The following is a 25,441-nucleotide window of genomic DNA, read 5'->3' as shown; positions in this document are numbered from 1 at the left end:
CTCGTAGCCTCTGGCTGCGGGGGCGTTATTTTTTGGTTAGGATTAGTTTTATTAGAGTTTGTTTTATTAGGATTTGTTTTGTTCGATAAAGAATTGTTCGGTAAAGGTTTTTAAGCGGGTACTTAGAGAGCGTTAGGGAGCAGTAAATGGAGCAGGAACAAGCGCCACACTGGTGGGCGGTGGTGGCCGTAATGATCGGCATTTTTTTATTGGTGACCGCTGAACAGTTGCCGATTGGGCTGCTCTCTCAAGTGGCCGCTTCAATGGGTGTTACGCCAGGTATGGCGGGCTTGATGGTCACCGTACCTGGCGTCGTCGCTGCCTTTTCAGCCCCGCTGTTACCGGTCGCGGTGGGGCGCTTGGATAGGCGCATCATGCTCACGGTATTGATGATCGTCATGGTCGCCGGGAGTGTGTTGTCGGCCCTGGCGAGCAGTTTCATACTGCTGCTTGCCGCTCGGGTGTTGGTGGGGCTTAGTATTGGTGGGTTTTGGGCCGTTGCCGGCAGTATTGCCCCGCGCCTAGTGCCTGAAGCGCAGGTGCCAAAAGCAATGACGATGATCTTTGGTGGCGTGGCGGCAGCCTCCGTGCTGGGGGTGCCACTAGGCACGCTGCTGGGGGACCTTAGTAACTGGCGCGTCGCCTTTGGCACGTTGGGCGTTTTTAGCCTACTAACGGCGATTGCGCTGTGGTGCTGGCTGCCGCCATTACCACCAAGGGAACCGGTGCGCCTGCGGGTATTGGCGCAGCAATTCAGCAATCGCGGTGTGCGGATAGCGGTGTTAACCACGGGCTTTGTGGTGGTTGGCCACTTTGCCGCCTACACCTTTATTAGCCCCATTCTGCAAGAGATCAGCGGTATTTCCCAACGGCATGTGGGGAGCTTGCTATTGCTTTATGGGGCGGCAGGCATTGTGGGCAATATTGCGGCAGGCATGTTTGCCGGTCGTCACCCTTACCGCGCCGTGCTGGCGATTCCCAGCCTGTTGCTGCTTGTTGTGGCTGTGTTCCCCGTGCTGGGTGTGCAGCCGAGCAGCGGCGTTATGTTGTTGATGGCGTGGGGGGCGGTATTTGGCAGCGTCTCGGTCAGCATCCAGACCTGGATTTTACGCACCGCGCCGAATACCGAGGCCGCCACGGCTTTGATGGCCTTCACTTTCAATATGTCTATTGGTCTCGGGGCCATGCTGGGTGGGCGTATTGTCGATGGTACTAGCTTACCCATTGCCATGTGGGCGGCTTCGGGGCTATTCCTGCTGGGGGCACTATTGGTGCTGAGCACACCTGCCAGAGTGGTCGGTGAAAAGTCACGCTGATCAACTACAAGCCAAAAAAATGCCCCCGCCGTAACGGGGGCATAGGTGATTGGTTAACCGAAGACGTTTATTAAGAACGCTCAATGGCCAGTGCGACACCCTGGCCGCCGCCGATACACAGCGTCGCGAGGCCTTTTTTAGCATCACGAGCAATCATTTCGTGCAGCAGTGATACCAGTACGCGGCAACCGGAAGCGCCAATCGGGTGGCCAAGGGCGATGGCGCCGCCATTAACGTTCACCTTGCTGACATCCCAGCCAAGCTCTTTATTGACGGATAACGCTTGTGCTGCAAACGCTTCGTTGGCTTCTGCTAAATCTAGATCATCCAAGCTCCAGCCAGCTTTCTCTAGACAGCGGCGAGTAGCAGGCGCAGGACCGATCCCCATAATAGCCGGGTCAACAGCGGCGTTGGCGTAAGCGGCAATACGCGCTAGCGGCTCCAGGCCAAGTTCTTTAGCTTTTTCAGCGGAGCAAATCATCACCACGGCCGCACCATCGTTTAATGAAGAGGCGTTACCTGCCGTAACGGTGCCATCTTTTTTAAACGCTGGCTTCATGCCCGCCAGTTTTTCGACGGTGACTTCGCGCGGGTTTTCGTCGGTATCAAAGACGATTGGGTCGCCTTTACGCTGAGGAATTTCTACCGGCACGATTTGGCTTTTGAATTTGCCCTCTTTAATAGCGTTCGCAGCGTTCTGCTGAGATTGAGCAGCAAATTTATCCATCTCTTCGCGGGTAATACCGTACTTCTCGGCTAAGTTCTCAGCGGTAATGCCCATGTGGTAGTCGTTGAACGCGTCCCACAGGCCGTCATGCACCATGGTATCGATGGCTTTCCAATCGCCCATACGCTGACCATTGCGGGAATTGGGTAGGACGTGGGGAGACGCTGACATATTTTCCTGGCCGCCAGCCAGAATCAGGTCGGCATCGCCGCAGCGAATTGCCTGCGTGGCGAGGTGAATCGCTTTCAGACCCGAGCCACATACTTTGTTGATGGTCATGGCGGGTACCGAGGCCGGTAGGCCGCCTTTGATCGATGCTTGGCGAGCTGGGTTTTGGCCGACGCCTGCGGTCAACACCTGGCCTAGCAGTACTTCATCAACTTGGTCGGGGGCTACACCGGTTGATGAGAGGATATCTTTAATGACTAAAGCGCCAAGGTCACTTGCCGGGATGCCAGCCAGTGAACCACCAAAGGCACCAACAGCGGTGCGGCGTGCCGCAACAATGACTACTTCTTTCATAAGATGACTCCTGGAGTTAAAAGCAGGCAGTCTGATTCCAGATGCCCAGTTGGCGTACTCTGTCAGCCGTACTCTTTTAGACGTGCTCTGTCAGCCGTCTCTTCAGCATAGGGGAAGGGTGTGCATTGCGGCAATACGCTTTTATAAGCAAATTAAAACGGGCCACAAAATGGCCCGTTTTAGAAAAGTGTGAAGTGTTCTACCTCTACGCTAACTGCACCGGAATAATATTACTGGTGTGGCTGACGTGGTTGCCTTCCTGGAGATACACCAGCGCGGGCTGATGCTTTTCCAATTCGGCTTCAGTGTAGTGGGCGTAGCTGCAGATAATAATGCGATGGCCAGGGGCGGCGAGGTGAGCAGCGGCGCCATTGATCGAGATCAGCCGAGAGCCTTCCTCACCGCGGATAGCATATGTGGTAAAACGCTCGCCGTTTTCGACGTTATAAATCTGAATCTGCTCGTTTTCGCGAATACCCGCCATATCCAGCAGATCGCCATCGATGGCACAGGAGCCTTCGTAATTGAGCACTGCATGAGTAACGCGTGCCATGTGCAGTTTGGCTTTGAGCATAATGGTATGCATGGGAGTTCCTCTATGACCGGTTGTTAGTTTATTGGCTGGCAGAGCTGGTAGTGCTGCCTGGGAGTTGTACCGTCACGTTGTCGATCAATCGCGCTGGGCCTAGCTTGGCGGCGGCCAGCAGTATCGCTTGGCGAGTGGTGGGACTCACTGGCGCGAGCGTGGTCTCACGTAGTTCCAGATAGTCCGGCGTAAAGCCCGCTTCATAGAGCGCGGTTTTGCCTTGCTTAAGGGCTGTTTCGATAGCCGCGCCGTGTTCAAGGCTATCGCGTAGCGTACACAGCGTGCGATATAGCGCGGGCGCTTTCGCACGCTCCTCGCTGCTTAAATAACCATTTCGCGATGACAGCGCCAAGCCATCCTCGGCACGCACGATCGGCACACCGATAATCTCGATGGGCATGTGCAGATCCCGCACCAGCTTGCGAATGACGGCAAGCTGTTGGTAATCCTTTTCGCCGAAGCAGGCAATGTCTGGCTGGACGAGGTTGAACAGCATGCTGACGACGGTAGAAACCCCGTCGAAGTGGCCGGGACGCGAGCCACCGCACAACCCCTCGCCGACGACGGGTACATGAACACGGGTTTGAGCATCCAAGCCGTTTGGATAAAGTGAGCTCACCGCAGGTGCAAACAGCACGTCACAGCCAGCCTCAACCAACTGCGCCTGGTCGGCGTTAAAGGTCCGCGGATAGCCGTCTAAATCTTCCCCTGGGCCGAACTGCATCGGGTTGACAAACAGGCTTGAGACCACGATATCGGCGTGCTGGCGCGCGCAGGCCACCAGCGCTAAATGCCCCGCATGCAGGTTGCCCATCGTAGGCACCAGGGCAATGCGCTGGCCGCGCTGACGGTATTCCTGCAACGTACTGCGTAGCTGATCAATGTCTCGCAAAGTGCGCATAGTCAAGATGTCTTCTTCTAAAAGCGATCTTCAAGAACGGTATTTAAAAACAGTATTTAAAAACAGTGCTCTGGGGCCGGGAACGTGCGCGATTTGACCGCTTCGTGGTAATGCTGGAAGGCTGTTTGAATACTGTCAGCGTCAACCATAAAGTTTTTCACGAAGCGCGGTGTGCGGCCATGGGTAACACCGAGTACATCGTGCATCACCAGGATCTGACCGTCGGTATCGGGCCCTGCACCAATACCGATGACAGGAACATCCAGCGCTTCGGTGACCGCTTTGCCCAGGCTGGCGGGAACGCACTCAAGCAGAATAACGGAGGCACCCGCCTCAACGAGGACTTTGGCATCATTAATGATCCGCTCGGCATGAGCGGCATCGCGGCCCTGCACTTTATAGCCACCTAGCTGGTGCACGGTTTGTGGGGTTAAGCCAAGATGGGCGCAGACCGGTACGCCGCGGCGAGTCAGTTTACGAATGCCATCGGCCATCCAGGCTTCGCCTTCCAGTTTGACCAATTCCGCACCCGCACGCATGACGGCGGCTGCATCTTCCAGCAGACGCTCAGTAGTGGCGTTGCTCATAAACGGCAAATCAACCATCAACAGGCTGTGGCCTTTACCGCGCGCTGCACAGCGAGTGTGGTAAACGATGTCCTCAATAGTGACAGGTAAGGTGCTGTTATGGCCTTGTAATACCATGCCTAGCGAATCACCGACCAGCAGTACATCAATGCCTGCCTGGCTTGCCGCGTGGGCAAAGGAAGCATCGTAAGCGGTCAGGCAACTGAACGTCTCGCCAGCCTGCTTGTAGGCCTGCAGCGTGCTTAGAGTGACGGTTTTCATGGCGTGCTCTCTTTATACAAGGCCACTGCGACATAGGCAGCGGCCATTATTGACGCTGCATCCCTGCATGCGCGAAGTGGCGTAACCGGCAATTGTTACCTGAATGGGGTGTCGGTGTCGAGATATGTGTCAGATGGTAGCATTGAGTGCACGCTAGGCGTCGGAGAGTCGTTCCAAGCTTTGGTCTTCAACGCCTTTAAGCCATGCTGATAACGGCTGTTGGAGAAGGTTGAGTGAGGGCGCGATCTCTGCGAGCGGTAGCAGTACAAAGGCGCGGGCGGTCATTTGCGGGTGGGGTACTTGTAGGCGTGGCATGTTGATAGCGTTGTTGGCGTAGAGCAGCAGGTCAAGGTCAAGCGTGCGGGGCCCCCAATGCCGCTGGCGGCGGCGGCGATGCTGTTGTTCCAGCGCCTGCAGCTGGTCAAGCAAGGCCAGTGGCGAAAGGTGTGTTTCCAGCGCTGTCACGGCATTGACAAAGTCCGGCTGGTCTTGTGGCCCCACGGGGCGGCTGGCATACAGTGATGACGCCGCCACCAGACGGCTCAGCGGCAGCGTGTCAAGCTCTTTAAGCGCTGCGCGAAGCTGCTCTACAGGCGACTCAAGATTGCTGCCGAGGCCAATATAGGCGAGTTGAGGAGAGGTGCCCACGCGCAATCTCGCTACTCAGATGCCCGCGGTTTACGCCGCCGTTTGCGCCGGCCATCACCTTGACTCGCCGGATCGCCGCCGACTTTTTGCAGCAAGCGACGCTGTTCGTGTTCATCACCACGCTGAAACGCGGTCCACCAGTCGCCTAAACCGCGCGGAATTTCACCCGCCTGTTCGCGCAACAGGAGCAGGTCGTAGCCCGCTCGGAAGCGTGGGTGCTCACGGGTTTGAAAGGCTTTTTTACCGCGTCGCTGGGGCAGTCGCTGCTGTAACTCCCAGATTTCCCGCATGGGAATACCAAAGCGCTTAGGTATCGACGTGAACTCTAACTGGCGGGACACCACCTGTTGAGAGGCTGCTTGAAGCGCGGGTATCGGCGGCATGCCCTCTTGCTCCAGCACTTCCTGGCGCTGTTTGACCGGTGCCCACAAGAATGCTGCCAGCAGGAAGGCCGGGGTGACGGGGCGCTCTTCGGCAATGCGCTTATCGGTGTTGGTCAGCGCTTGCTCAATCAATTCTTCAGCCCAGGCGGCATCAGCCATGGCTTCTTCGGCTTCGGGGAACAGCATGCCAAACAGGCCGTAGTGGCTGAGTAGACGAAACGTGACTAAGCCATGACCCGACATAAACAGCTTGAGCACTTCATCGAATAACCGCGCCGGGGGAATTTGCAGCAGCAGCGGCGCCTGATCGTACATTGGCGCTTCGGTGGCGGGGTCTAGCGTGAAATCGAGCTTAGCCGCAAAGCGCACCGCGCGTAGCATCCGTACCGGGTCTTCGCGGTAACGCGTCGCCGGGTCGCCAATCAAGCGCAGGGTGCGGGTTTCGATATCCCGGGCACCATTGGCAAAATCGGTAATGCTGAAGTCAGCGATATTGTAGTAGAGCGCGTTAACGGTGAAGTCGCGCCGCAGTGCGTCCTCTTCGATGTTGCCCCATACGTTGTCGCGCAGCAGTAACCCTTCATCGGACTGGTGGGCAATATGATCGCCATGCTCGTCTTGGGGTTTGCCACGAAAGGTGGTGACCTCAATAACCTCACGGCCAAAGCGCACGTGGACAATCCGAAAACGGCGGCCGATCAGACGCGAGTTGCGAAATAAATCGCGAACCTGCTCGGGAGTGGCATTTGTCGCAACGTCGAAATCCTTGGGCATCTTGCCCAGCAGCGCGTCACGAATGCAGCCGCCCACCAAATAGGCATCGAACCCTGCGCCGCTAAGGCGGTAGAGCACTTTTAACGCGGCATCACTAATATGCTGGCGAGAAACAGGGTGCTCGGAGCGTGGGATATTACGTGGAGAGAGGACGGTGGTGGCACTCTCTTGGGGATCGAGCAAGGTTTTCAATTGCTCCCCCGGGCTGTGTAGTAAACGGGTAAATCCTTTAAACATGCGATAATTTCAACTCGCAGGGTACGAAAAGATAGCCATTAGTAAGTACTTCAAGCGAGTACTGAACATAAATAATTAGTGGCTGAGTGTAGCCGACCCTTGATGGCTTGCAAAGAGTGGCTTGCAAAGCACTTGACGCTAACGTGTGTAAACTCAAGACTCAGACACGGAAAAGGGAGGCTAAGAGAGCCTCCCCTATTAAGCAATTAATCAGCGTCCATGCTGCTGTTTTTCTTCATGATGGCACATCGCCCTGAATACGCACCGCAGTCGGTAGGCGTAAGGATCACGATAGTTCCGACCGCCTCGTATTCAAAACAATAATCCAACCGCGAACTATTCTCCCCCCGGGGAATTATTATTGGCGCCGGGGTGTACACACTGACTGCTTTTGTTGTTGTTAGGATGCAAATTGTTGTGTACGTCGCGTCCTTTCGGGATACTTACTACATTATTGTTGTTGTCAGCGCCTGTGTTGCTTGCGCCAGCAAGTAATGAGATTCAAGCCTATTGTTCTTGTTAGTACCTTTATCTCTACCTGGCCCTGTTGTTTTTGTTTTGGCTCAGGTTAGGGCGAGGTCGTGTTGTTTTTGTTGGTGACCTACCGCTATGCCCAGTTTGTTTTTCTTACCCAGTAATACTGCAGGCGGTGTGCCATCTAATGGATAAATTATAAATTTCAAAAGGTTGGCGTTTTTTATAATAAAGAGGAACTTTGCAGCTCGAGAAGTGTTACCCCTTTTGCGGTCGTTTGTGCATGTTGTTGTGTGGGAAGGTAACAGTACCGGCGTCGCCGCGAATGGATAATTTCTTATTTAAATCAGTGTATTAGACGATAGTCTTAGGTGGATGATTGAAGCCGTTACCTAAGCCTTTAGCCTGGGCGACGAGCGGTTTTTTTACGCGGTATACCAAGCCGCTGGCGCCGTTCCCAAAGGTTTTTCCGGCTGATACCAAGTTTTTGGGCCAGCTCGGTTTCACTCATTTGATCCTGATGTTCGAGCACAAAATGCTGAAAATAATCCTCTAAGGAGAGGTCATCTTCATTCTCTTCAGTAATTTTGTCTGGGCTGCCACCGGTAGCCGAGGCGTTAGTGGATGGCGCATGAGGGCGAGCCGTAATGGGCGCCAGGCCCAAGTCATCCGGGTGTATCAAGTGTCCTTCCGCAAGAATCACCCCACGTTCCAGGGCGTTCTCCAGCTCTCGTACATTGCCCGGCCATGGGTAATCACGCAGGTCTTGGCGGGCTGCACGGGATAGGCGCAGCCCTGTGCGTTCGTGACGCTTACACGCCTTATCGAGCAGAATATCGGCGATCTCCAGCACGTCATCTTCACGCTCACGTAGCGGCGGCAGCTCGATTTGCATCACGTTCAAGCGGTAGTAAAGGTCGAGGCGGAACTCGCCGGTTTTTGACAGTGCGCGCAGGTCCCGGTGGGTAGCGGCAATCAAGCGGACGTTAACGTGGCGGGTTTCTACCGAGCCAATTTTACGGATTTCACCCTCTTGCAGCACGCGTAACAGACGCGCCTGAGCATCCAGCGGTAGCTCGCCAATCTCATCAAGGAACAGTGTGCCGCCATCGGCGGCTTCCACCAAGCCGGTGCGCGCCGCGCTGGCGCCGGTAAAGGCGCCTTTTTCGTGCCCAAACAGTTCGGATTCAATCAGCGTTTCGGGAATCGCCGCACAGTTCACGCTGATGAGCGGCGCTTTGGCCCGCTTGCTTTGTTGGTGAATAGCACGTGCCACGAGCTCTTTGCCGGTGCCCGACTCGCCTAGGATCAAGACGGTGACATCCGCTGGTGCGGTTTTACGAATGCGGGTGTAAACCTGCTGCATGGCAACGCAGTTGCCGATCATGGTTTGTCGTCCACCACCTGCGTCAGTGATATCCGGCGGCGGACTCTGCTGGTTTGACTGCTTGTGCAGGATCCGCTCAACGGTTTCCAGTAGCTCGGCGTGGTCAAACGGCTTAGCAACGTAGTCCACGGCGCCCAGTTTGAGCGCCTCCACTGCAGAGCGCATGCTGGCGTAGCTGGTCATGATCAGTACTGGCACGGGCGCCGCAGCAGCAATCAAGGAAGTGCCTGGCTCGCCCGGTAAGCGCAAGTCGCTGATGATGAGATCAAACCCTGTGAGTTCAAGCTGGCAGGCCTCCTCAGCACTGCCTGCTTCGCTGACCGTATAGTCGTGGCGTTCCAGTAGTCGCTTTAGCGCGCTGCGAATAATCGCTTCATCTTCAACAATCAGAATCCTTGGCATGAGCTGGCTGATTATCCTGTTGGTAAAGCGGCAGCCATAACGTAATGGCAGTGCCGCGAGGCTGTCCGGGCGGTGGCGAGGCCACGTCTATTTTACCCTGATGCTCATTGATAATTTGATAAGCCAACGAAAGACCCAGGCCGGTGCCTTCGCCAGCTGGCTTAGTGGTAGTAAAGGGCTCAAATAAGTGATCGCGCACCCGAGGATCAATCCCCTGGCCGTTGTCCGTAATCCGCCACCAGGCGAGCTGGTCATCGCACCCGGCGTCAATGTGCACTTGCCCGCCTTGGCCACAGGCATCCCGGGCGTTGCTGAGTAGATTGACCATGACCTGGGTTAATCGCTGAGCATCGCCGCGAACCACCAAGTCGTCGGGCGTATCATTGGTTAAAGTAACATCCTCTCCCGAGCGGGCGAGGTGGATCAAGTGCAACGCATCTTCACTAATCGATGAAAGCGCCACAGGCGAGGCAGGAAGCGGGACCGCCTGGCGCCCGCCGTGTGCAAAGCCGACCAGTGAGTTGACGATTTTGGTCACACGTTGGGTCAGTTGTTGGATCTGATCGGCTGTTTCCAGCAGGGCGGGGTCATCGGTGTCGTAGCGTAGGTTCTGAGCCAAGGACGAGATGCCGGTAATGGGGTTACCGATTTCATGGGCGACCCCGGCGGCCAATTGGCCGATTGAGGCGAGCCGCGCCGCATGCACCAGCTCATCTTCCAGCCACTTCATCTCGGTATGGTCTTCAATCAGAATCACACTACCGCCACGGCTGTCGTGGCCGCTGAGAATGGCTTTGTGCAGGGTCAGAAAGTAGTCCTTGCCGTGTAGCGTGACAGCCTGTTTGTAGAGTGGCGTTGATGTTGTCTCAAGCACGCTGCCCAGCAAACTTGGCCACGGTGCGGGTAGGCTGTCGCGGCGTGAGCCGATCACGCTTTCACCGCTAATACCTGAAAGTTGCGAGAGCGCCTGGTTCCACATCAACAGCTCATCATCATCGCCCAATACGCACAGCCCCACCGGTAAATAGGCCAGGGTTTGGCGGTGATGGCGGCGCAAGCCGTCGAGTTCGCGGGCTAACCCTGTCAGCCGCGAGCGGTAGGCTTCCAGGCGGCTTTCGACAAAGTGAATGTCATCGGTTTCCGGAGTGTCGTCGTGACGGTAGGGCAGATAACGGTCGACGATGTCTCGCGCTACCGAGGGCCCCATTAGGCCCGAGAGGTTGGCCTGAATGCGGTCGCGTAAACGACGCAGCGCGTAGGGGCGGCGCTCTTGAGGGGTTAAGTTGAGCGCTTTCAAGGCGCGGGCGACTTCACGGCTGGCGGCTTCATCGCCAAGTGCTTGGGCTAAGTGGGTGGAAAAGTCGCTAGCGGTGGCGGCTTCTAATGGGAAGCGTTTGGAGCGGATCACCGCGTCAACCGAGCACGCCTCCGCGGCGGATTGTTCTCCTTCGGAGATACGCGTAAATAGCGAGATCACAATCAGCAGCAAAATATTGACGGCGAGCGATACCAGCGTGACGTTGTACCACAGTGGCGCATCGGCAGCCGTGAACGGCGTGAAGAGCAGCACTGGCGGAGGCAGTGAAAGTATAAGCGGCAGCCATAACCCCCACAGCCAGATACTGACGCCTGCGACCAAGCCAACAATCATGCCTTTACGGTTAGCGCCAGGCCAATAAAGTAGCGCTAGCATGCCGGGCAGACACTGGGCCATGCCTACAAAGGCCGCCAGTCCCAGGCCAATTAAGCCGTGGTAGCGGCCTACCCACTGATAAAACAGCCAGCCACCGATAATCACCGCAACGACTAAGCCACGTCGCAGCCATAGTAGCCAACCATAGAGGTCACTACGTGCTTCAGGCGGTCTTGCCACCAGCACAATGTGATTCAACACCATGCCGGAGAGCGCCAGCGCAATCATAATCATGGTGCCACTGGCAGCGGCTAGTCCGCCGATAAATGCCAGCGCGCCCACCCACCAGTGTTCGGTCATCAGGTAAGCGGCATAGGCAGCGATGGGTATGTCAGGATTAACTGACTGAGCGGCCCACCAGATCACTGGCACAGGCAGCGCCATTAGCAGTAAAAAAAGCGGCAGCGCCCAACTTGCTTGGAGCAAAGTATGCCGCGACAGGCTTTCCGCAAAGCTGATATGAAACAGGTGCGGCATCATAAACGCAGCGGCGAAGAACAGCAGCAGCAGGGTACGCCATTGGGCGGGGTCAAACTTAGGGGTCTGCTGTTGCAGTGCTGCGCCGGGGCCTTCCAACCACAGCTGAAGATCACCCGGGCCGTCAAACACCACCCATAGTGCCACCGCTCCGAGTCCTAGCATGGTCAGCAGCTTGACGATAGATTCAAACGCAATGGCGCTAAGCAGCGTGTCGTGGCGCCCATGAGACTGGCTACGGCGGGCACCGAAAATGACCGCAAAGGCAGCAATAACCGCGCAAAAAAGCAGGGCCACGCTGCTGCCCGCTTGGCTAGCGGTAATGATATTGACGGCTTCGCTCAGGGTTTTTACTTGAATACCCAGTAGCGGCAGCACCGCCAGTAGACTAACAAGAGTGACCAGCGTGCCCGCCCACCGCGAGCGAAAGCGAAAGGCAAACAGGTCTGCCAGCGACGTTAATTGATAGGTACGGGTGATGCGCTGGATCGGCACCAGCAGTACGGGCGCCAGCAAAAAAGCACCCGCCGCGCCCAGGTAGTAGGCAAGGTAGCCAAAACCCGCGTTGGCAGCCATCTCCACGCTGCCGTAGATTGCCCAGGCACTGGCATAAACGCCCAGGGCAAGGGTGTAAACAATGGGGTGGCGAGTAATATGCACTGGCACCCAGCCACGCTCTACCGCAAAACCGCAGCCAAACAGCAGCGCCAGATAGCCCAGCCCAAGCAATAAGACGCCGACTATCTCAACGTGCATCTCAACGTTCATCAAGCTTCCTCTTCTGCTCCAGCCAGAGCGTTAACGCAATCAAGCCGCCCCATATCGCAAATGGCCGGTACCAGGCAGAGTCAGGGTCACTCCAGCCATTCATCAGCAGTGGCGAGAGCAGGTAGCCGCCAAACACCAAAAACAGCATGATGCGATAGACATACATATCAATCTCCTGCTGAACGTAAAGAGGGAGTTAGGCGGTGTGCCGTAGGCCGTAGCCGTGCCAATGACCAGTTTGCTACCGCCCAGTGTAACTGAGTCGCCGGGGGCTCGGAGGCAAGTTCCTGGGGTGGTGTTTGATCAAGCGCTTCCAACGCTTGAAAGAGCTGCTGGCGCACTTCCTGCTCGTCTTCTGCCAGGGCCGGGGCCAGGTTTTGCTTTGAGAGCTTTTGTCCTTCAGCAGTGACGATGAGCGGTAAGTGTAGGTAGCGCGGCTGCGGCAGTTGAAGCGCGTTCTGTAGTTGGCGCTGCCAAGGGGTGTTGTCGAGCAAATCGAGCCCGCGTACCACATCGGTAATCTGCTGCTCGGCGTCATCCACTACGACGGCGAGCTGATATGCCCATAGGCCATCTTTACGCTTTAATACCACATCGCCCAGTTCAGCGGGGTCAAACTGCTGTTCGCCGAACAGCCGGTCTTGCCAAAGGATAGGGCGCTCGCCAAGGTCGCTGCGCAGCCGCCAGGCCACCGGTTTCTTCGCATCGCAAACGCCATTGCGGCACCAGCCAGGGTAGATATCAAACGCCTGCCACTGCTTACGCGAACAACTGCAAGGGTAGGCAAGATCTAGCTGTATCAGTCGATCTAAAGCGTGTTGATAAGCATCGCCACGGGTGTGCTGCCACATGACCTCCTCGTCCCACTCCAGACCAAAGGTTTCCAGCTGGCGCAAAATGGTGCTCGCCGCACCTTCAGGGCATCGGGGTGGGTCAATATCTTCAATACGCACCAGCCACTGCCCATCGGACGCGCGGGCATCTAGATAGCTGCCTAGGGCGGCGACCAGTGAGCCAAAGTGCAGCGGGCCAGAGGGCGTAGGCGCAAAGCGACCACGATAGCGAGCAGAATTTTTCATAGTAGCGTCGTTGTAGGAAGCTTTCGTCATGCAAAAAAGTCATTAACAAAAACGGGCACCCTAAGGTGCCCGCGTTCGAATAGAACGTTCTTTTAGTGCTCAGCCGCCAAGCTGTTTTTCTTTCAGTTCTGCCAAGGTTTTGCAATCCACACAGAGCGTAGCGGTGGGGCGAGCTTCTAAACGACGGATGCCGATTTCAACGCCGCAGGCTTCGCAGAAACCGTAATCGTCATCATCGATGTTATCCAACGTCTCGTTAATTTTCTTGAGCAGCTTACGCTCGCGATCCCGGGTGCGCAGTTCCAGGCTAAAGCCCTCTTCCTGGGTAGCGCGGTCGGCGGGGTCGGCGTAGTTATTCGCATCTTCCTGCAGGTGGCGTACGGTACGATCCACCTCTTCCATGAGATCCTGTTTCCAATCCAGCAGCAGCTGACGGAAGTGCGCTAGCTGCTGCTCGTTCATATACTCTTCACCCGGCGCTGGCTCATACGGGGTGAAGGACTTGGACGCTTCCGTTTTCTTTTCTGCTACTGGCATGGGACTGCCCCTTACATATGTGACTACTGATCGACCATGAGCGTATGTCACGATCTCACGCCAAAGGGATGCTTGTTTAGCTGAAAAATTGCTGGTTTGCAAGCATAATGGTGAGCTTTCTACGATTGTTTGATCTTGAATATGACTAGCGCCATGTTTTAGTTAGCTTTTCAATATTTGTTCAGTTTCAAAAATGATTAGATGAAGGAGCCGTTATGGCCTGGAATTCACGTGTCGATCACGTTGCCCCTTTTCGGGTCATGCATTTGCTGGAAATGGCCCAGGCGCGGGAAGCCGTCGGCCACGATGTGATTCATTTAGAAGTCGGTGAGCCGGATTTTGCTACCCCAGAGCCGATTATAGCCGCCGGGCAGCAGGCGCTGGCCAGTGGTCATACTCGTTATACCCCCGCGGCAGGGTTACCCGCACTGCGTGAAGCAATTGCTGGGCACTATGCTGAGCACTTTAACGCCACGGTAGATCCAGCGCGTATTTTGGTAACGCCAGGTGCATCAGGCGCACTGCTGCTGGCGAGCCAGCTATTGGTTGAAACGGGCTCGCGGGTGCTGATGGCCGACCCTAACTACCCCTGCAACCGTCACTTTATGGCGTTAGCTGGCGCTGAAATCGATGCGGTATCCGTGGGGCGTGATAGTGGCTGGCAATTGGATGCAGCCTTGGTGGCGCAGCATTGGCGTGAGAAGACGAGCCTGGCGATGCTGGCATCGCCCTCTAATCCCACCGGCCATACGTTGAGCGCGCCACAGCTTTCGGCAGTTCTGGCGGCCGTCGCCGAGCGCGAAGGCGAGGTGATCGTCGATGAGATTTATCAGGGCCTTAACTACGACGATGCGCCGCTCTCGGCGACGTCGCTCTCAGACAGTGCTTTTGTGGTGAATAGCTTCTCAAAGTATTTCGGCATGACCGGCTGGCGCCTGGGCTGGCTGGTGGCGCCCAAGCATGCGGTAGAGCCATTAACTCGACTGGCGCAGAATATGTTCCTTGCCGCGCCAACGCCGTCGCAGCATGCCGCGCTGGCAGCCTTTACGCCGGAATGCCGTGGGATTCTCGAACAGCGCCGTGAAACTCTGAAAGAGCGCCGTCAGGTGCTATTGAGAGGCTTGGCGAGCTTAGGGCTGGCGCCGGATCTACCGCCCCAAGGGGCGTTCTATTTATGGCTGGATATCTCCCGCTACAGCCGCGATAGCCAATCCTTCTGTGAGCGCCTGCTGCTGGAAGAGAACGTGGCGATTACCCCCGGTATTGATTTTGCCGTGCGTGGTGGCGAACACCATGTGCGCATTGCCTTCACCAATGATGTGGCCCGCCTGGAAGAGGCAGTGGCGCGGATTGCCCGCTTTGTGGGCAGGTTGTGATGCTGGGCTATCCAGCGCTTGTATCGGGCATACTGCTCAAGCGCTATAAACGATTTCTTGCCGATGTTTTGTTAGATGATGGCCGCGAGGTGGTTGCGCACTGCCCCAATACCGGTTCGATGAAAGCAGTGAACGTGCCAGGATGCCGAGTGTGGCTGTCACCTAGCGATAACCCTAAGCGCAAGTTGGCCTGGACCTGGGAGTTTATCGAACTCCCGCAAGCTGATGGGCAGGTGGCGTTCGCCTCGGTGCATACCGGCCGGGCCAATCGCATTGTTGAAGCGGCGCTGGAGGCGGGGGCTTTGGCGCCGTTAGCAGGCTATGCCACCTTGCGCCGGGAAGTGAAAGTAGCCGGTGCCCGCCTCGATTTTAGACTGGATGATCCAGAACGGGGGCGGGCGTATATTGAGGTGAAGCAGGTCACCCTGAAAGAGGAGGATGGCCACGGCTACTTTCCGGACTCGGTAAGCGTGCGCGGCACCAAGCATCTGCATTCGCTGCGGTTACTGGCGGAGCAGGGTGAACGGGCAGTGCTACTGTTTTGTGTTGCCCACGAAGGCATTGCTGACGTCGCCGCCGCTGCGCATATTGATGCGACGTACGCAGCGGCTCTGTCGGAGGCCGCGGCCAGCGGTGTGGAAGTGCTGGCCTATGGAATTGTCGTGGAGCGAGAGCAGGGGCGCCCCACTGGCGTAGGGTTAACCCGCCAACTACTGGTGCGGTTTAGCGATCAATATAAAAACGCTGAATAAAGTTCACCGGTTCGGGGGCGGCGTTGCGGTCGTAGCGCACGCTTAACTCGAAGCGCATGCTTTCATCTTCACGCATTGTGAAAGGCGCCAGATGGTAGGTGGCATCGCCGTCATGAACGGTGCGAAAGCTGAGGGATTCCTGAACCCCGGTTAAGCCGCTCACGTGACCCTGAACGCTGGCATTGACGGCGCGAGTACTGCCATCCTCCTGGCGCTCACGCACGCTAACATTGACCAAACCGCGGTTGACGCTGCGCTGGAGGTTGTTCGCTTGCGCTACTTCAGGCGTCAAAAAGCTGCTGTTCACCGCGCTGTAGTGAATCTCGTAGTCGCCCACCCGGGCGAACTGTTCCGCGTAGGCAGCCGTCGTGGCAAAAAGAGTGGCGAAGAGCGTGCCGACAAGCGCGGCACTGATCATTAATCTGCGGAACATGTCGTGGCTCCTTGGGTTACGTTTAAACGCCATGAGAATCTAACGTCGGCGAACGCGGAAAATGGCAATTTCACCAAACAGATTGGGCCATAAGCGTGATTTCCAGTGGCCTTGATGATCCCCGACGCCCACCGCGCGATCAACAATCATCAGACCCTTCTCACGGCATAGATGCTCAAAGTCATTGAATGTCGACAGGTGGATGTTGGGCGTGTCGTACCAGGCGTGAGGCAGCGACTTGGAGACCGGCATATAGCCGCGCAGACCTAAATGAACACGGTGGCGCCAGTAGGCGAAGTTGGGGAAGGTGATAATGCCCTCTTCGGCGACCCGTAGCATTTCATCCAGCATCTTATCGGGGCGGCGCAGCGCCTGTAGTGCCTGAGTCATGATCACTTGATCATAGCTGTTGTCGCAAAAGCTGCTTAAGCCGTCGTCCAGGTTATGCTCAATCACACTCACACCACGTTCCACGCAGGCATTAATACCGTCATGGTCGATCTCCAGGCCATAGCCTGTCACGCCTTTATTGCGTGCCAGGGACTCCAACAGTTCCCCATCGCCGCAGGCAAGATCGAGCACGTGCGCCCCTTTAGGCACCCAGTCATAAATCAGTTCAAGATCGGCGCGCATCATGGCGTCTCCTCTGGGCCCGTTTCAGGTAGATTGAGCTCGCGGGCTGCGCGGTTCATAAAGGCGCTGACGATAGCGTCGTAGCGTGGCTCTGAGAGTAAGAAAGCATCGTGCCCGTGGGGCGACTCAATGTTGGCGTAGCTCACCGACTTGCCTGCACGGGTGAGGGCATCGACCAGCTCTCGCGAGCGTGAGGGTGGAAAGCGCCAGTCGGTGGTAAAGCTAACAATCAAAAATGGACACTGGGCTGGCGCCAGCGCCTGGGCAAGGTCGCCGCCCTGAGTGGCCGCTGGGTCAAAGTAGTCCAGTGCTTTGGTCATCAGCAGGTAGGTGTTGGCATCAAAAGCGGTGGAAAATGTGTCGCCCTGATAACGCAGATAGGACTCCACTTGAAACTCCACATCGAAGCCAAAATTAAGGTCGTCGCTGCGCAGGTCGCGGCCAAACTTGCTACCCATGGCGTCTTCTGACAGATAGGTGATATGGCCTACCATGCGCGCCAGCTTAAGCCCTCGTTTGGGGACGGTGTCGTGCTCAGCGTACCAGCCATCAAAAAACTCTGGATCTGAGCGAATCGCTTGGCGAGCCACTTCGTTAAAGGCAATATTCTGTGCCGAGAGCCGTGGCGTTGCGGCAATCACCACTGCATTGGCGACCCGCTCTGGATAAGTCATGGTCCACTGCATGACTTGCATGCCACCAAGGCTGCCACCGACGGCTGCAGCCCAGCGCTCAATGCCCAGTTGGTCGGCAAGCCGCGCTTGGCTGGCTACCCAATCGCTCACTGTCACCATGGGGAATTCCGGCCCCCACTGGCGACCGGTCTCGGGGTTGTGACTGACCGGCCCGGTGCTGCCGTGGCAGCCGCCCAGGTTATTCAGCGAGACCACAAAAAAGCGATTGGTATCGATCGCTTTGCCGGGGCCAATATGGGCATCCCACCAGCCGGGCTTGCGATCGTCCTCGCTATGGTAGCCCGCCGCGTGGTGGTGGCCGGAAAGTGCGTGGCAAATCAGCACGGCGTTGCTACGCTCAGCGTTCAGCGTGCCGTAAGTTTCGTAAATCAGCTCATAGGCAGGCAGTACTTTGCCACACGCAAGTGCGAGGGGCGTGTCGAAGCGTGCTACGTGCGGAGTGACGAGGCCGACGGATGTCGTCGGCCGGTCTGCAAAGGCAAGAGTGTCTGAATCAGGCATTGAAGGCGCTAGTCCTGCTGAAAGAGTGCGACTGAATTAGATCTTGGAATACGGGGTTGGCAATCGCCATTAAAATCCGATTAATGCCTTGGGAAAGCCTGACGCGCGAATCAAAGCTCCGACCACCAAGCCATCAATCAGGTTAATGGCGATAAACACCACGATTGGCGAGAGGTCGATCATGCCCAGCGACGGGATCACTTTGCGCACCGGGGCCATAATCGGCTCCACCAACTGCATAACGAGCAGCGCACCAGGGTGGCTGGCATTCGGCGCCACCCAGCTCAAAATAATCATCACAATTAGGGCGAAGAAGTAGATTTTTAAAATAGCATTCGCCAACGCCGCTACACCGGCAATCAGCAGCCCGGCAATGGGCGGCATGACAGAATAAGCCACCATACTGATAGCGATGATGCTTGCCACTTTCAATACAAAGCCTGCCGCTAAGGTAGCAAGATCAAAACGTCCCGCAACGGGGCCTAAAAAGCCTTGAAATAGCCCTACTACCGGCTGGGTGATTTTGACCACCGACTGACTTAACGGGTTGTAGTAATCCGCCCGCGAGGCCTGCAGCAGGAAGCGCAGCATGAGTAAAAATAGATAAATATTTATCAGCGTATTGATCAGCATTAACCCTGCATTGCCCATTAGTGTGTCTCCTTGATGATTCGTAGCTTAACGGCTGCGCTAGCCGAATGGCTGTATTATTTGCCGCTCAATTCTTTGGCCATTGCCTGGGCGCGATCAGCACATGCCTGCATGGCGTCGGCAATCGTGGTGCGCAATTGTGCCTCTTCCATGTGTTGAATGGCACGTTCAGTGGTGCCGCCCGGCGACATTACATTCTGTTTCAGCGTGGCCGGGTCTTTATCACTCTGTTGCGCCATCGTAGCGGCACCCAGTGCGGTTTGAATAGCGAGGCGACGCGCGGTGGCGGCAGGCAGGCCGAGTTTAACCGCGGCTTCTTCCATGGCTTCAAACATCAGAAAGAAATAGGCCGGGGCACTGCCGGAAACGGCGGTCACCGCATCTAACAGGGCTTCCTCTTCCACCCATTCGACAATGCCGACCGCTTCCATTAGCTGGGTGGCCACATCGCGCTGCTCATCGCTTACTTTCGGATTGGCGTAGAGGCCGCTGGCGCCGTAGCCAACCAGCGAAGGCGTATTGGGCATGCAGCGTACCATGGCATTTTGGCCGCCTAGCCACTGGTCGATAGTGCTGGCATCCAGGCCAGCAGCAATCGAGATAACCAATGGCCGCTGGCGCTGAACGCTGTCGCGCAGCGCTTCGCATACGGTGCGCATGATTTGCGGCTTCACCGCCAGTACCACCACATCGGCCTCAGCCACCGCCGCATTGTTGTCGGTGTCGGTATTGATGCCCAAGCGTTGTTTAATCGATGCCAGTTCACTGTCATTCGGCGCGGTGGCGGTAATAGTAGAAGGCGCGACGCCGCTGTCGATGAGGCCGCCGATAATGGCGCTGGCCATATTGCCAGCCCCAATGAAGGTAATTTTATTCGCCATACCAGGTGTCCTTAAGTAAAAATATGTTCAGTGTAAAGGTAGGCGACTGAACGCCTAGGCCGATTGGCGAGCGCCGAAAATCGCGGTGCCTAACCTTACCAGCGTGGCACCTTCCAGTACCGCCGCTTCTAAATCGTCGCTCATGCCCATTGAAAGTGTATCAAGAGGGGCATTCGGCAAGCTGCTCTGTAGGGAGGCTAACGCCTCGCGCAGCGCTGCCAATGGCTGGCGCTGAGCATCTACGCCTTGCGCCGGGGCGGGAATCGCCATTAAGCCGCGCAAGTGCAGGTTGGGCAGTGTGGCGACTTCTTTGGCCAACTCCTCTAGCTCTTCCGGCAGCACACCGGCTTTGCTCTCTTCGCGGCTGATATTAACCTGCAGGCAGATATTCAGTGGCGCTAGGTGCGTGGGTCGCTGTTCGCTGAGGCGCTTAGCAATTTTTAGACGATCAACGCTGTGCACCCAATCAAAGTGCTCGGCGACCGCGCGGGACTTGTTGGACTGCAGCGGCCCAATGAAATGCCATACAATGTCGTCAAGATCAGCAAGCTCAGCCTGCTTCTCTAGCGCTTCTTGCAAATAGTTTTCACCAAATTCACGCTGGCCTAACTGCCAAACTTGGCGAATCATTGCCGCAGGCTTGGTCTTGCTGACCGCTAGCAACCTGGCCGCATCTTGAGCGCGTCCCGCGGCTACTAATGCGTTACGCAGGCGTTCACGCGCCTGATCGTATGAAGAGCCGAGTGACTCGTTAAGCGCGATGTCTGTCATACTCAAGCACCTTACCGCAGCTGGGAAGAGAGATGGATATTACCGAACTGCTAGCATTCTCGGCAAAGCAGAATGCCTCTGACTTGCACCTTTCGGCCGGTTTGCCGCCCATGATACGTGTTGATGGCGACATTCGTCGGCTCAATGTGCCCGCTATCGATAATAACGATGTGCGCAAATTGATCTACGACATCATGAATGATCGACAGCGGCGCGACTACGAAGAGCATCTGGAAATTGATTTTTCCTTTGAAGTGCCGGGGGTTGCGCGCTTTCGCGTGAATGCTTTCACTCAAGCGCGCGGGGCGGGAGCGGTGTTTCGCACCATTCCCAACCAAGTACTCTCCATGCAAACCCTGGGGCTAGGTGAAGTATTTGAGCGTTTGGCGATGTTGCCGCGGGGCTTGGTGCTGGTGACGGGGCCAACGGGCTCGGGCAAAAGCACCACCCTGGCCGCGATGATCGATTACATTAACGATCATCGTTACGAGCACATTCTCACCATTGAAGATCCCGTTGAGTTTGTTCACGCCAGCAAGCGCTGTTTGATTAATCAACGCGAAGTGCACCGCGATACCCATAGCTTTGCCGATGCGCTGCGTAGCGCGCTGCGTGAAGACCCGGATGTCATTCTAGTCGGTGAGCTGCGTGATCTTGAAACTATCCGCCTGGCACTGACCGCTGCCGAGACGGGGCACTTGGTACTGGGCACGCTACACACCACGTCGGCAGCTAAAACCGTTGACCGCATCATTGATGTCTTTCCCGGCGAAGAGAAAGCCATGGTGCGTTCGATGCTGTCCGAATCGCTCCAGGCGGTGGTGTCGCAATCACTGCTTAAACGCCAGGGAGGCGGACGTGTGGCGGCGCATGAAATCCTCATCGCCACTTCGGCAGTACGCAACTTGATTCGCGAAGACAAAGTGGCGCAGATGTATTCGTCCATTCAAACCGGCGGCAGCCTGGGCATGCAAACCCTGGATGCCGCGCTTTCTCGGTTAGTGAAAGAGGGCGTGGTAAGTTTGGAAGAGGCGCAGCTGAGTGCGAAGGGAACGCTGTCGATGAAGGATGAATAAGGAGCATAGAGTGCCAGATGCCCAACTTTCGCCCACCCAGTGGCTGCATCAACTACTCGATATTATGGTCGAGCAGAACGCTTCCGATTTACTCATCTCCGTGGGTGCGCCGCCAAGCCTGAAAATGCCTGATGGGCTGGTGCCGTTGGGTCAGCAGCGTTTAACTGCCCATCAGGTCAACGAACTGGTCACCCACACGCTGCCGGAAGGGTTGCGCGAACGGTTTGCCAGTGAGCATGAAGCGAACTTCGCGCTGAGTCGCGAGGGCAAAGGGCGTTTTCGGGTCAGCGCGTTTCAGCAGCGCAACCAGATGGCGATGGTGGTACGCAGCATCGCGATTGAAATTCCTCGCCTGGAGGCGCTAGGCGTGCCGGAGCAGTTGGCTGAATTAGCTCAGGCCAAACGCGGGCTGGTACTGGTGGTAGGCGGTACGGGAACCGGCAAATCAACGACTCTGGCGGCGATGATTCAGCAGCGCAACGAAACCGTCGGCGGTCATATCATCAGCATCGAAGACCCCATTGAGTACCTGCACCCGCACAAGCGTGCGATTGTGAATCAGCGGGAAGTGGGGATTGATACCGAGTCGTTTGAGGTGGCGCTTAAAAATACCCTGCGTCAGGCGCCGGATGTGATTCTGATTGGTGAAATCCGCACCCTGGAAACCATGGAGCACGCGCTCACCTTCGCCGAAACCGGCCACCTCTGTTTAGCCACCCTACATGCCAATAACGCCAATCAGGCGCTAGAGCGCATCATTCACTTCTTCCCTCATGAACGCCATGAGCAGATATGGATGGATCTTTCGTTGAATCTGCGTGCGGTCGTTGCTCAGCAACTGCTGCCCACGCTTGCGGGTGGGCGCCGTGCAGCCATTGAGATCATGCTGCAGTCGCCGCGCATTGCCGACTTGATCCGTAAAGGGGAAGTCGCCGAGATTAAAGCAGCGATGGCCAAGTCCCGCGATGCTGGCATGCAAACCTTTGATCAGGCGCTGCATGACCTGCATCAGGCGGGGCATATCAGCAGAGAGGTGGCCATGGCCCATGCCGACTCGGCTAACGACCTGCGCATGCTGCTCAACGTCAGTGACGCCAGAGCGCGTAACCTCTCGCTGGATGAGCAGGTGCCGAGTCATTTAAGCCTACGCGATGGCGATGATTACTAAGTGTTAGCAACGCAGCAAAAACTATGCAGCATAAATACCACCCAGCACCCGCAGGCCCTGCGCACCGGTGACCGAAGGCAAGTTGCCAGGCAGATGATTCAATCGCTGATGAGCCAGCCAGGCAAAGGCGCCGGCTTCTATCCAGTCTTCAGGCCAGCCATACGCTGATGGCGAAGTCAGCGTGGCGCGAGGCAGGTGATGGGCAAGGCGCTGCATTAAGTAGCCGTTGTGAGCACCGCCGCCAGCGGTGATCAGCGTGAGCGGGCCGTCGTCGGTCCGCAGTTGTTCAATCCCCTGGGCGACACTGACCGCCGTAAGTTCAGCTAACGTCGCCTGCACGTCGGCGGCGGCTTCCTGACCGCTAAGATATTTTTGTAGCCAATCCATATGAAATAGCTCTCGTCCCGTACTTCTGGGCGGCGGCTGCTGGAAAAACGGCTCGGATAACAATCGAGCTAACAGCGCCTGATCTACTTCTCCGCTCGCGGCCCAATCTCCGTTCTGATCAAAGCGGCCCCCCTGGTGCAGGGCAAACCAGCCATCCAGCAACACATTTGCGGGCCCGGTATCAAAACCGATCACTGGATCGGTCGGCTGGCTAGAAAGCCAGGTGAGGTTGGCAAAGCCGCCCAGGTTAAGCACTAATTGATGCGCATCTGCTCGTCCAAACAGCGCCTGATGAAAGGCCGGTGCCAGTGGGGCGGCCTGGCCCCCTGCAGCAAGGTCGCGGCGTCGGAAGTCGGCTACTACCGTGCAGCTTGTGAGTTCCGCCAACAGGCTGGGGTTGTCCAGCTGTAAGGTATAGCTCGGGCCGCCGTCGTGGCCTGTGGGGGCGTGTTCAATGGTTTGGCCGTGGCTACCGATGGCGCTGATTTGTTCTACGCTCACTGAAAGGGGGGCTAATAGGCGTTGTACGGCGCGGGCTTGGCATTGGCAAAACGCGTGCTCCGCTGCTGCGAGCTGGGCAAAGCTCACCTGTTCTGCATGGCACAGCGTGAGCAGCCGGCGATGTAGCTCATCTGGCATGGGTTCGGCATGGGTGGCCAATAGGCGCGGCGGCGATTCATTTTCAATAGCGATAAGTGCCGCATCAATACCGTCCAGACTAGTGCCGGACATCAGGCCAATATAGTAAAGCGGCGAAGCGTTAGGCGTTTTCATAAGCAAACTCGTACAAAGCGGGGCTGAGGCTAAACCAGGGTCAGCGCTAAACCAAGGCTCAACCAAGGCGAGCGAGCATGGTAACATCGTCGGTTATTTATCACCTGAGCCCGGTATGGGCGGTTCGTTATAGTGGAGAGAGGCAATGAGTGAGGTGGATCAGGCTTTAGCGCTGTTATCGCGCGGTACGCATGAAATCCTGGTAGAGGATGAGTTAAAAAAGAAGCTGGCCTCCGGCCGCAAACTGCGTATTAAAGCGGGTTTTGATCCCACGGCCCCTGACCTGCACCTGGGACACAGCGTGTTATTAACCAAAATGCGCCAGTTTCAAGACTTAGGCCACACGGTTATCTTTTTGATCGGCGATTTCACCGGTCGTATTGGTGACCCCACCGGTAAGAACGTGACGCGCAAACCGCTCACCGAAGAGGACGTGAAAGCCAACGCCGAAACTTACAAAGAGCAGGTGTTTAAAATCCTCGATCCTGAAAAGACCGAGGTACGTTTTAACGCCGAGTGGTTTAGCGAGCTCACCGCCGCCAAAATGATCGAGTTAGCCGCCCAAAGCACCGTTGCCCGTATGCTGGAACGGGACGACTTTGAAAAGCGCTATAAAGCCAATCAGTCCATTGCTATTCACGAATTTCTCTACCCGCTGGTACAAGGCTACGACTCGGTAGCACTTGAGGCGGACGTGGAGCTGGGCGGCACCGACCAGAAGTTCAACCTGCTAATGGGGCGCGAAATTCAAAAGCACTTCGGCCAGGAACCCCAGGTGGTCATTACCATGCCGCTGCTGGAAGGGTTAGACGGCGTACAGAAGATGTCGAAGTCCTTGGGCAACTACATTGGTGTCGATGAAGCGCCGGGTTCGATGTTCAACAAACTGGTCTCCATGCCGGATAGCTTAATGTGGCGCTACTTTGAGTTGCTCTCTTTGAAATCGAACGAAGAGATCGACGCGCTTAAGCAGAGCGTTGAGCAGGGCGCGAACCCGCGGGATATCAAAATGGAGCTGGCGCGAGAGCTGATTGTCCGTTACCACGGCGATGAAGCAGCAGCCAATGCGCACAAGTCTGCGGGTAATCAGCTGGCTGATGGCGAACTCCCAGAAGATCTGCCGGAAGTCACGGTCGATTTCGAAGGCAGTGAGCAAGCGCCCATTGCGGCAGTGCTTAATAGAGCAGAGCTTGCGAACAACAGCGCCCAAGCCAAAGATATGCTGGGTAATGGCCGGGTTAAAGTCGACGGCGACGTCGTTGCCAAAGACACCATGCTGGCAACAGGTAAGAGCTATGTGATTCAGGCGGGTAAGAAACGTTACGCACGTGTGACACTTATTTGAACTTTCTGTGCTTATTTTTCAACAACCCCATTGCCAACCCGTCAGTGAGATCGTATAGTACGCATCCGCTGCCGGGGACGCCTAGCGTTGCCAGCGGTGAATGAGGTGTAAAAGCCTTGGTTTGTCAGGAAGTTAGCGCATTTTTTATCGCTCGCTTCAGTCGCTAAACACAGCGGTTGACAACCACCAGGAAGTGCGTAGAATACGCCTTCCTCGCTGCGGCAAGCCAGTTCAACGGC

At 56.4% G+C, this 25,441-nt stretch carries 24 protein-coding genes; 6 read left to right on the top strand and 18 right to left on the bottom strand.

Annotation, left to right across the window (positions count from 1 at the left end):
• The first annotated feature begins 146 nt into the window (after positions 1-146).
• On the top strand, positions 147-1,316 hold the full coding sequence (locus tag CXF87_RS04715) for an MFS transporter (protein WP_101145690.1): 1,170 nt from the start codon (positions 147-149) through the stop codon (positions 1,314-1,316).
• A gap of 70 nt (positions 1,317-1,386) precedes the next feature.
• Here the strand turns inward: CXF87_RS04715 and CXF87_RS04710 are convergent, their stop codons facing one another.
• From CXF87_RS04710 to dksA, 11 genes are all read right to left on the bottom strand, one after another.
• Entirely contained in the window at positions 1,387-2,565 is a 1,179-nt protein-coding gene (locus CXF87_RS04710) for an acetyl-CoA C-acetyltransferase (protein WP_101145689.1), read from the bottom strand.
• A gap of 205 nt (positions 2,566-2,770) precedes the next feature.
• Positions 2,771-3,151, bottom strand: a complete 381-nt coding sequence (gene panD / locus CXF87_RS04705) for an aspartate 1-decarboxylase (protein WP_101145688.1) — start codon at positions 3,149-3,151, stop codon at positions 2,771-2,773.
• 28 nt (positions 3,152-3,179) lie between these two features.
• A complete protein-coding gene (panC, locus tag CXF87_RS04700; protein WP_101145687.1) occupies positions 3,180-4,052 on the bottom strand; it encodes a pantoate--beta-alanine ligase in 873 nt (290 codons plus the stop codon).
• A gap of 56 nt (positions 4,053-4,108) precedes the next feature.
• Positions 4,109-4,900 (bottom strand): 3-methyl-2-oxobutanoate hydroxymethyltransferase, encoded by a 792-nt coding sequence (panB, locus tag CXF87_RS04695; RefSeq protein ID WP_101145686.1) that lies wholly within the window; start codon positions 4,898-4,900, stop codon positions 4,109-4,111.
• Between the two features lie 153 nt (positions 4,901-5,053).
• Positions 5,054-5,548, bottom strand: a complete 495-nt coding sequence (gene folK / locus CXF87_RS04690) for a 2-amino-4-hydroxy-6-hydroxymethyldihydropteridine diphosphokinase (RefSeq protein ID WP_101145685.1) — start codon at positions 5,546-5,548, stop codon at positions 5,054-5,056.
• 11 nt (positions 5,549-5,559) lie between these two features.
• The gene (gene pcnB / locus CXF87_RS04685) at positions 5,560-6,942 is read right to left on the bottom strand and encodes a polynucleotide adenylyltransferase PcnB (protein WP_101145684.1); all 1,383 of its coding nucleotides are present in this window, start codon (positions 6,940-6,942) and stop codon (positions 5,560-5,562) included.
• An 874-nt stretch (positions 6,943-7,816) separates the two neighbouring features.
• A complete protein-coding gene (locus tag CXF87_RS04680) occupies positions 7,817-9,205 on the bottom strand; it encodes a sigma-54-dependent transcriptional regulator (protein WP_101145683.1) in 1,389 nt (462 codons plus the stop codon).
• Positions 9,183-12,131, bottom strand: a complete 2,949-nt coding sequence (locus CXF87_RS04675) for an ATP-binding protein (RefSeq protein WP_101145729.1) — start codon at positions 12,129-12,131, stop codon at positions 9,183-9,185. Before CXF87_RS04675 ends, CXF87_RS04680 begins: the two co-directional genes overlap by 23 nt.
• Position 12,132: 1 nt before the next feature.
• Positions 12,133-12,309, bottom strand: a complete 177-nt coding sequence (locus CXF87_RS21730; RefSeq protein WP_198556006.1) for a hypothetical protein — start codon at positions 12,307-12,309, stop codon at positions 12,133-12,135.
• 1 nt (position 12,310) lies between these two features.
• Entirely contained in the window at positions 12,311-13,222 is a 912-nt protein-coding gene (gene gluQRS, locus CXF87_RS04670; protein WP_101145728.1) for a tRNA glutamyl-Q(34) synthetase GluQRS, read from the bottom strand.
• Positions 13,223-13,321: 99 nt separating this feature from the next.
• The gene (gene dksA, locus CXF87_RS04665; RefSeq protein WP_008958813.1) at positions 13,322-13,759 is read right to left on the bottom strand and encodes an RNA polymerase-binding protein DksA; all 438 of its coding nucleotides are present in this window, start codon (positions 13,757-13,759) and stop codon (positions 13,322-13,324) included.
• Between the two features lie 215 nt (positions 13,760-13,974).
• Between dksA and CXF87_RS04660 the strand changes: the two genes are divergently transcribed.
• Together CXF87_RS04660 and sfsA are read left to right on the top strand one after the other, a co-directional pair.
• A complete protein-coding gene (locus tag CXF87_RS04660; RefSeq protein WP_101145682.1) occupies positions 13,975-15,135 on the top strand; it encodes an aminotransferase class I/II-fold pyridoxal phosphate-dependent enzyme in 1,161 nt (386 codons plus the stop codon).
• Positions 15,135-15,887: a DNA/RNA nuclease SfsA gene (gene sfsA / locus CXF87_RS04655; RefSeq protein ID WP_198556005.1), complete on the top strand. Its 753-nt coding sequence runs from the start codon at positions 15,135-15,137 to the stop codon at positions 15,885-15,887. The genes CXF87_RS04660 and sfsA overlap by 1 nt, the downstream gene beginning before the upstream one ends.
• Here sfsA and CXF87_RS04650 read toward each other — a convergent pair.
• The 6 genes from CXF87_RS04650 to CXF87_RS04625 all read right to left on the bottom strand — a co-directional run bounded on the left by CXF87_RS04650 (position 15,859) and on the right by CXF87_RS04625 (position 20,452).
• Positions 15,859-16,320, bottom strand: coding sequence for a DUF4426 domain-containing protein (locus CXF87_RS04650; protein WP_101145680.1), 462 nt, complete (start codon positions 16,318-16,320; stop codon positions 15,859-15,861). The genes sfsA and CXF87_RS04650 overlap by 29 nt on opposite strands.
• 39 nt (positions 16,321-16,359) lie before the next feature.
• A complete protein-coding gene (gene metW, locus CXF87_RS04645; protein WP_101145727.1) occupies positions 16,360-16,953 on the bottom strand; it encodes a methionine biosynthesis protein MetW in 594 nt (197 codons plus the stop codon).
• On the bottom strand, positions 16,953-18,149 hold the full coding sequence (metX, locus tag CXF87_RS04640; RefSeq protein ID WP_101145679.1) for a homoserine O-succinyltransferase MetX: 1,197 nt from the start codon (positions 18,147-18,149) through the stop codon (positions 16,953-16,955). The genes metW and metX overlap by 1 nt, the downstream gene beginning before the upstream one ends.
• Positions 18,150-18,218: 69 nt before the next feature.
• Positions 18,219-18,800 (bottom strand): YggT family protein, encoded by a 582-nt coding sequence (locus tag CXF87_RS04635; protein WP_101145678.1) that lies wholly within the window; start codon positions 18,798-18,800, stop codon positions 18,219-18,221.
• 56 nt (positions 18,801-18,856) lie between these two features.
• Positions 18,857-19,681 carry a pyrroline-5-carboxylate reductase gene (gene proC / locus CXF87_RS04630; RefSeq protein WP_101145677.1) on the bottom strand — a complete coding sequence of 275 codons (825 nt, stop codon included), beginning with the start codon at positions 19,679-19,681 and terminating at the stop codon, positions 18,857-18,859.
• A 54-nt stretch (positions 19,682-19,735) separates the two neighbouring features.
• Positions 19,736-20,452, bottom strand: coding sequence for a YggS family pyridoxal phosphate-dependent enzyme (locus CXF87_RS04625; protein WP_101145676.1), 717 nt, complete (start codon positions 20,450-20,452; stop codon positions 19,736-19,738).
• Between the two features lie 32 nt (positions 20,453-20,484).
• Between CXF87_RS04625 and CXF87_RS04620 the strand changes: the two genes are divergently transcribed.
• Complete coding sequence (locus tag CXF87_RS04620; RefSeq protein ID WP_101145675.1) at positions 20,485-21,528, top strand: type IV pilus twitching motility protein PilT; 1,044 nt, start codon at positions 20,485-20,487, stop codon at positions 21,526-21,528.
• Complete coding sequence (locus CXF87_RS04615; protein WP_101145674.1) at positions 21,521-22,696, top strand: PilT/PilU family type 4a pilus ATPase; 1,176 nt, start codon at positions 21,521-21,523, stop codon at positions 22,694-22,696. Before CXF87_RS04620 ends, CXF87_RS04615 begins: the two co-directional genes overlap by 8 nt.
• A 21-nt stretch (positions 22,697-22,717) precedes the next feature.
• Here the strand turns inward: CXF87_RS04615 and CXF87_RS04610 are convergent, their stop codons facing one another.
• A complete protein-coding gene (locus CXF87_RS04610; protein ID WP_101145673.1) occupies positions 22,718-23,857 on the bottom strand; it encodes an anhydro-N-acetylmuramic acid kinase in 1,140 nt (379 codons plus the stop codon).
• Between the two features lie 145 nt (positions 23,858-24,002).
• Here CXF87_RS04610 and tyrS point away from each other — a divergent pair, with 145 nt between their 5' ends.
• Complete coding sequence (gene tyrS, locus CXF87_RS04605) at positions 24,003-25,202, top strand: tyrosine--tRNA ligase (protein ID WP_101145672.1); 1,200 nt, start codon at positions 24,003-24,005, stop codon at positions 25,200-25,202.
• Positions 25,203-25,441 lie beyond the last annotated feature (239 nt).

The organism is Halomonas sp. MES3-P3E (assembly GCF_002836035.1).
In the GTDB taxonomy this organism is placed as follows: Bacteria; Pseudomonadota; Gammaproteobacteria; order Pseudomonadales; family Halomonadaceae; genus Vreelandella; species Vreelandella arctica.
Note: the sequence above shows the minus strand (reverse complement) of the source record. Positions and strands in the feature narration are given on the sequence as shown.

Excerpts from the sequence above, each read along its gene's own strand:
- CXF87_RS04635 (WP_101145678.1), bottom strand. The coding sequence starts at position 18,800 with ATGGGCAATGCAGGGTTAATGCTGATCAATACGCTGATAAATATTTAT.
- CXF87_RS21730 (WP_198556006.1), bottom strand. The coding sequence starts at position 12,309 with ATGTATGTCTATCGCATCATGCTGTTTTTGGTGTTTGGCGGCTACCTG.
- CXF87_RS04615 (WP_101145674.1), top strand. The coding sequence starts at position 21,521 with ATGAATAAGGAGCATAGAGTGCCAGATGCCCAACTTTCGCCCACCCAG.
- CXF87_RS04610 (WP_101145673.1), bottom strand. The coding sequence starts at position 23,857 with ATGAAAACGCCTAACGCTTCGCCGCTTTACTATATTGGCCTGATGTCC.
- CXF87_RS04650 (WP_101145680.1), bottom strand. The coding sequence starts at position 16,320 with ATGTTCCGCAGATTAATGATCAGTGCCGCGCTTGTCGGCACGCTCTTC.
- CXF87_RS04675 (WP_101145729.1), bottom strand. The coding sequence starts at position 12,131 with ATGCACGTTGAGATAGTCGGCGTCTTATTGCTTGGGCTGGGCTATCTG.
- tyrS (WP_101145672.1), top strand. The coding sequence starts at position 24,003 with ATGAGTGAGGTGGATCAGGCTTTAGCGCTGTTATCGCGCGGTACGCAT.
- panB (WP_101145686.1), bottom strand. The coding sequence starts at position 4,900 with ATGAAAACCGTCACTCTAAGCACGCTGCAGGCCTACAAGCAGGCTGGC.
- dksA (WP_008958813.1), bottom strand. The coding sequence starts at position 13,759 with ATGCCAGTAGCAGAAAAGAAAACGGAAGCGTCCAAGTCCTTCACCCCG.
- panD (WP_101145688.1), bottom strand. The coding sequence starts at position 3,151 with ATGCATACCATTATGCTCAAAGCCAAACTGCACATGGCACGCGTTACT.
- CXF87_RS04680 (WP_101145683.1), bottom strand. The coding sequence starts at position 9,205 with ATGCCAAGGATTCTGATTGTTGAAGATGAAGCGATTATTCGCAGCGCG.
- CXF87_RS04710 (WP_101145689.1), bottom strand. The coding sequence starts at position 2,565 with ATGAAAGAAGTAGTCATTGTTGCGGCACGCCGCACCGCTGTTGGTGCC.
- sfsA (WP_198556005.1), top strand. The coding sequence starts at position 15,135 with ATGCTGGGCTATCCAGCGCTTGTATCGGGCATACTGCTCAAGCGCTAT.
- panC (WP_101145687.1), bottom strand. The coding sequence starts at position 4,052 with ATGCGCACTTTGCGAGACATTGATCAGCTACGCAGTACGTTGCAGGAA.
- CXF87_RS04660 (WP_101145682.1), top strand. The coding sequence starts at position 13,975 with ATGGCCTGGAATTCACGTGTCGATCACGTTGCCCCTTTTCGGGTCATG.
- proC (WP_101145677.1), bottom strand. The coding sequence starts at position 19,681 with ATGGCGAATAAAATTACCTTCATTGGGGCTGGCAATATGGCCAGCGCC.
- CXF87_RS04715 (WP_101145690.1), top strand. The coding sequence starts at position 147 with ATGGAGCAGGAACAAGCGCCACACTGGTGGGCGGTGGTGGCCGTAATG.
- gluQRS (WP_101145728.1), bottom strand. The coding sequence starts at position 13,222 with ATGAAAAATTCTGCTCGCTATCGTGGTCGCTTTGCGCCTACGCCCTCT.
- metX (WP_101145679.1), bottom strand. The coding sequence starts at position 18,149 with ATGCCTGATTCAGACACTCTTGCCTTTGCAGACCGGCCGACGACATCC.
- CXF87_RS04620 (WP_101145675.1), top strand. The coding sequence starts at position 20,485 with ATGGATATTACCGAACTGCTAGCATTCTCGGCAAAGCAGAATGCCTCT.
- CXF87_RS04625 (WP_101145676.1), bottom strand. The coding sequence starts at position 20,452 with ATGACAGACATCGCGCTTAACGAGTCACTCGGCTCTTCATACGATCAG.
- metW (WP_101145727.1), bottom strand. The coding sequence starts at position 16,953 with ATGCGCGCCGATCTTGAACTGATTTATGACTGGGTGCCTAAAGGGGCG.
- pcnB (WP_101145684.1), bottom strand. The coding sequence starts at position 6,942 with ATGTTTAAAGGATTTACCCGTTTACTACACAGCCCGGGGGAGCAATTG.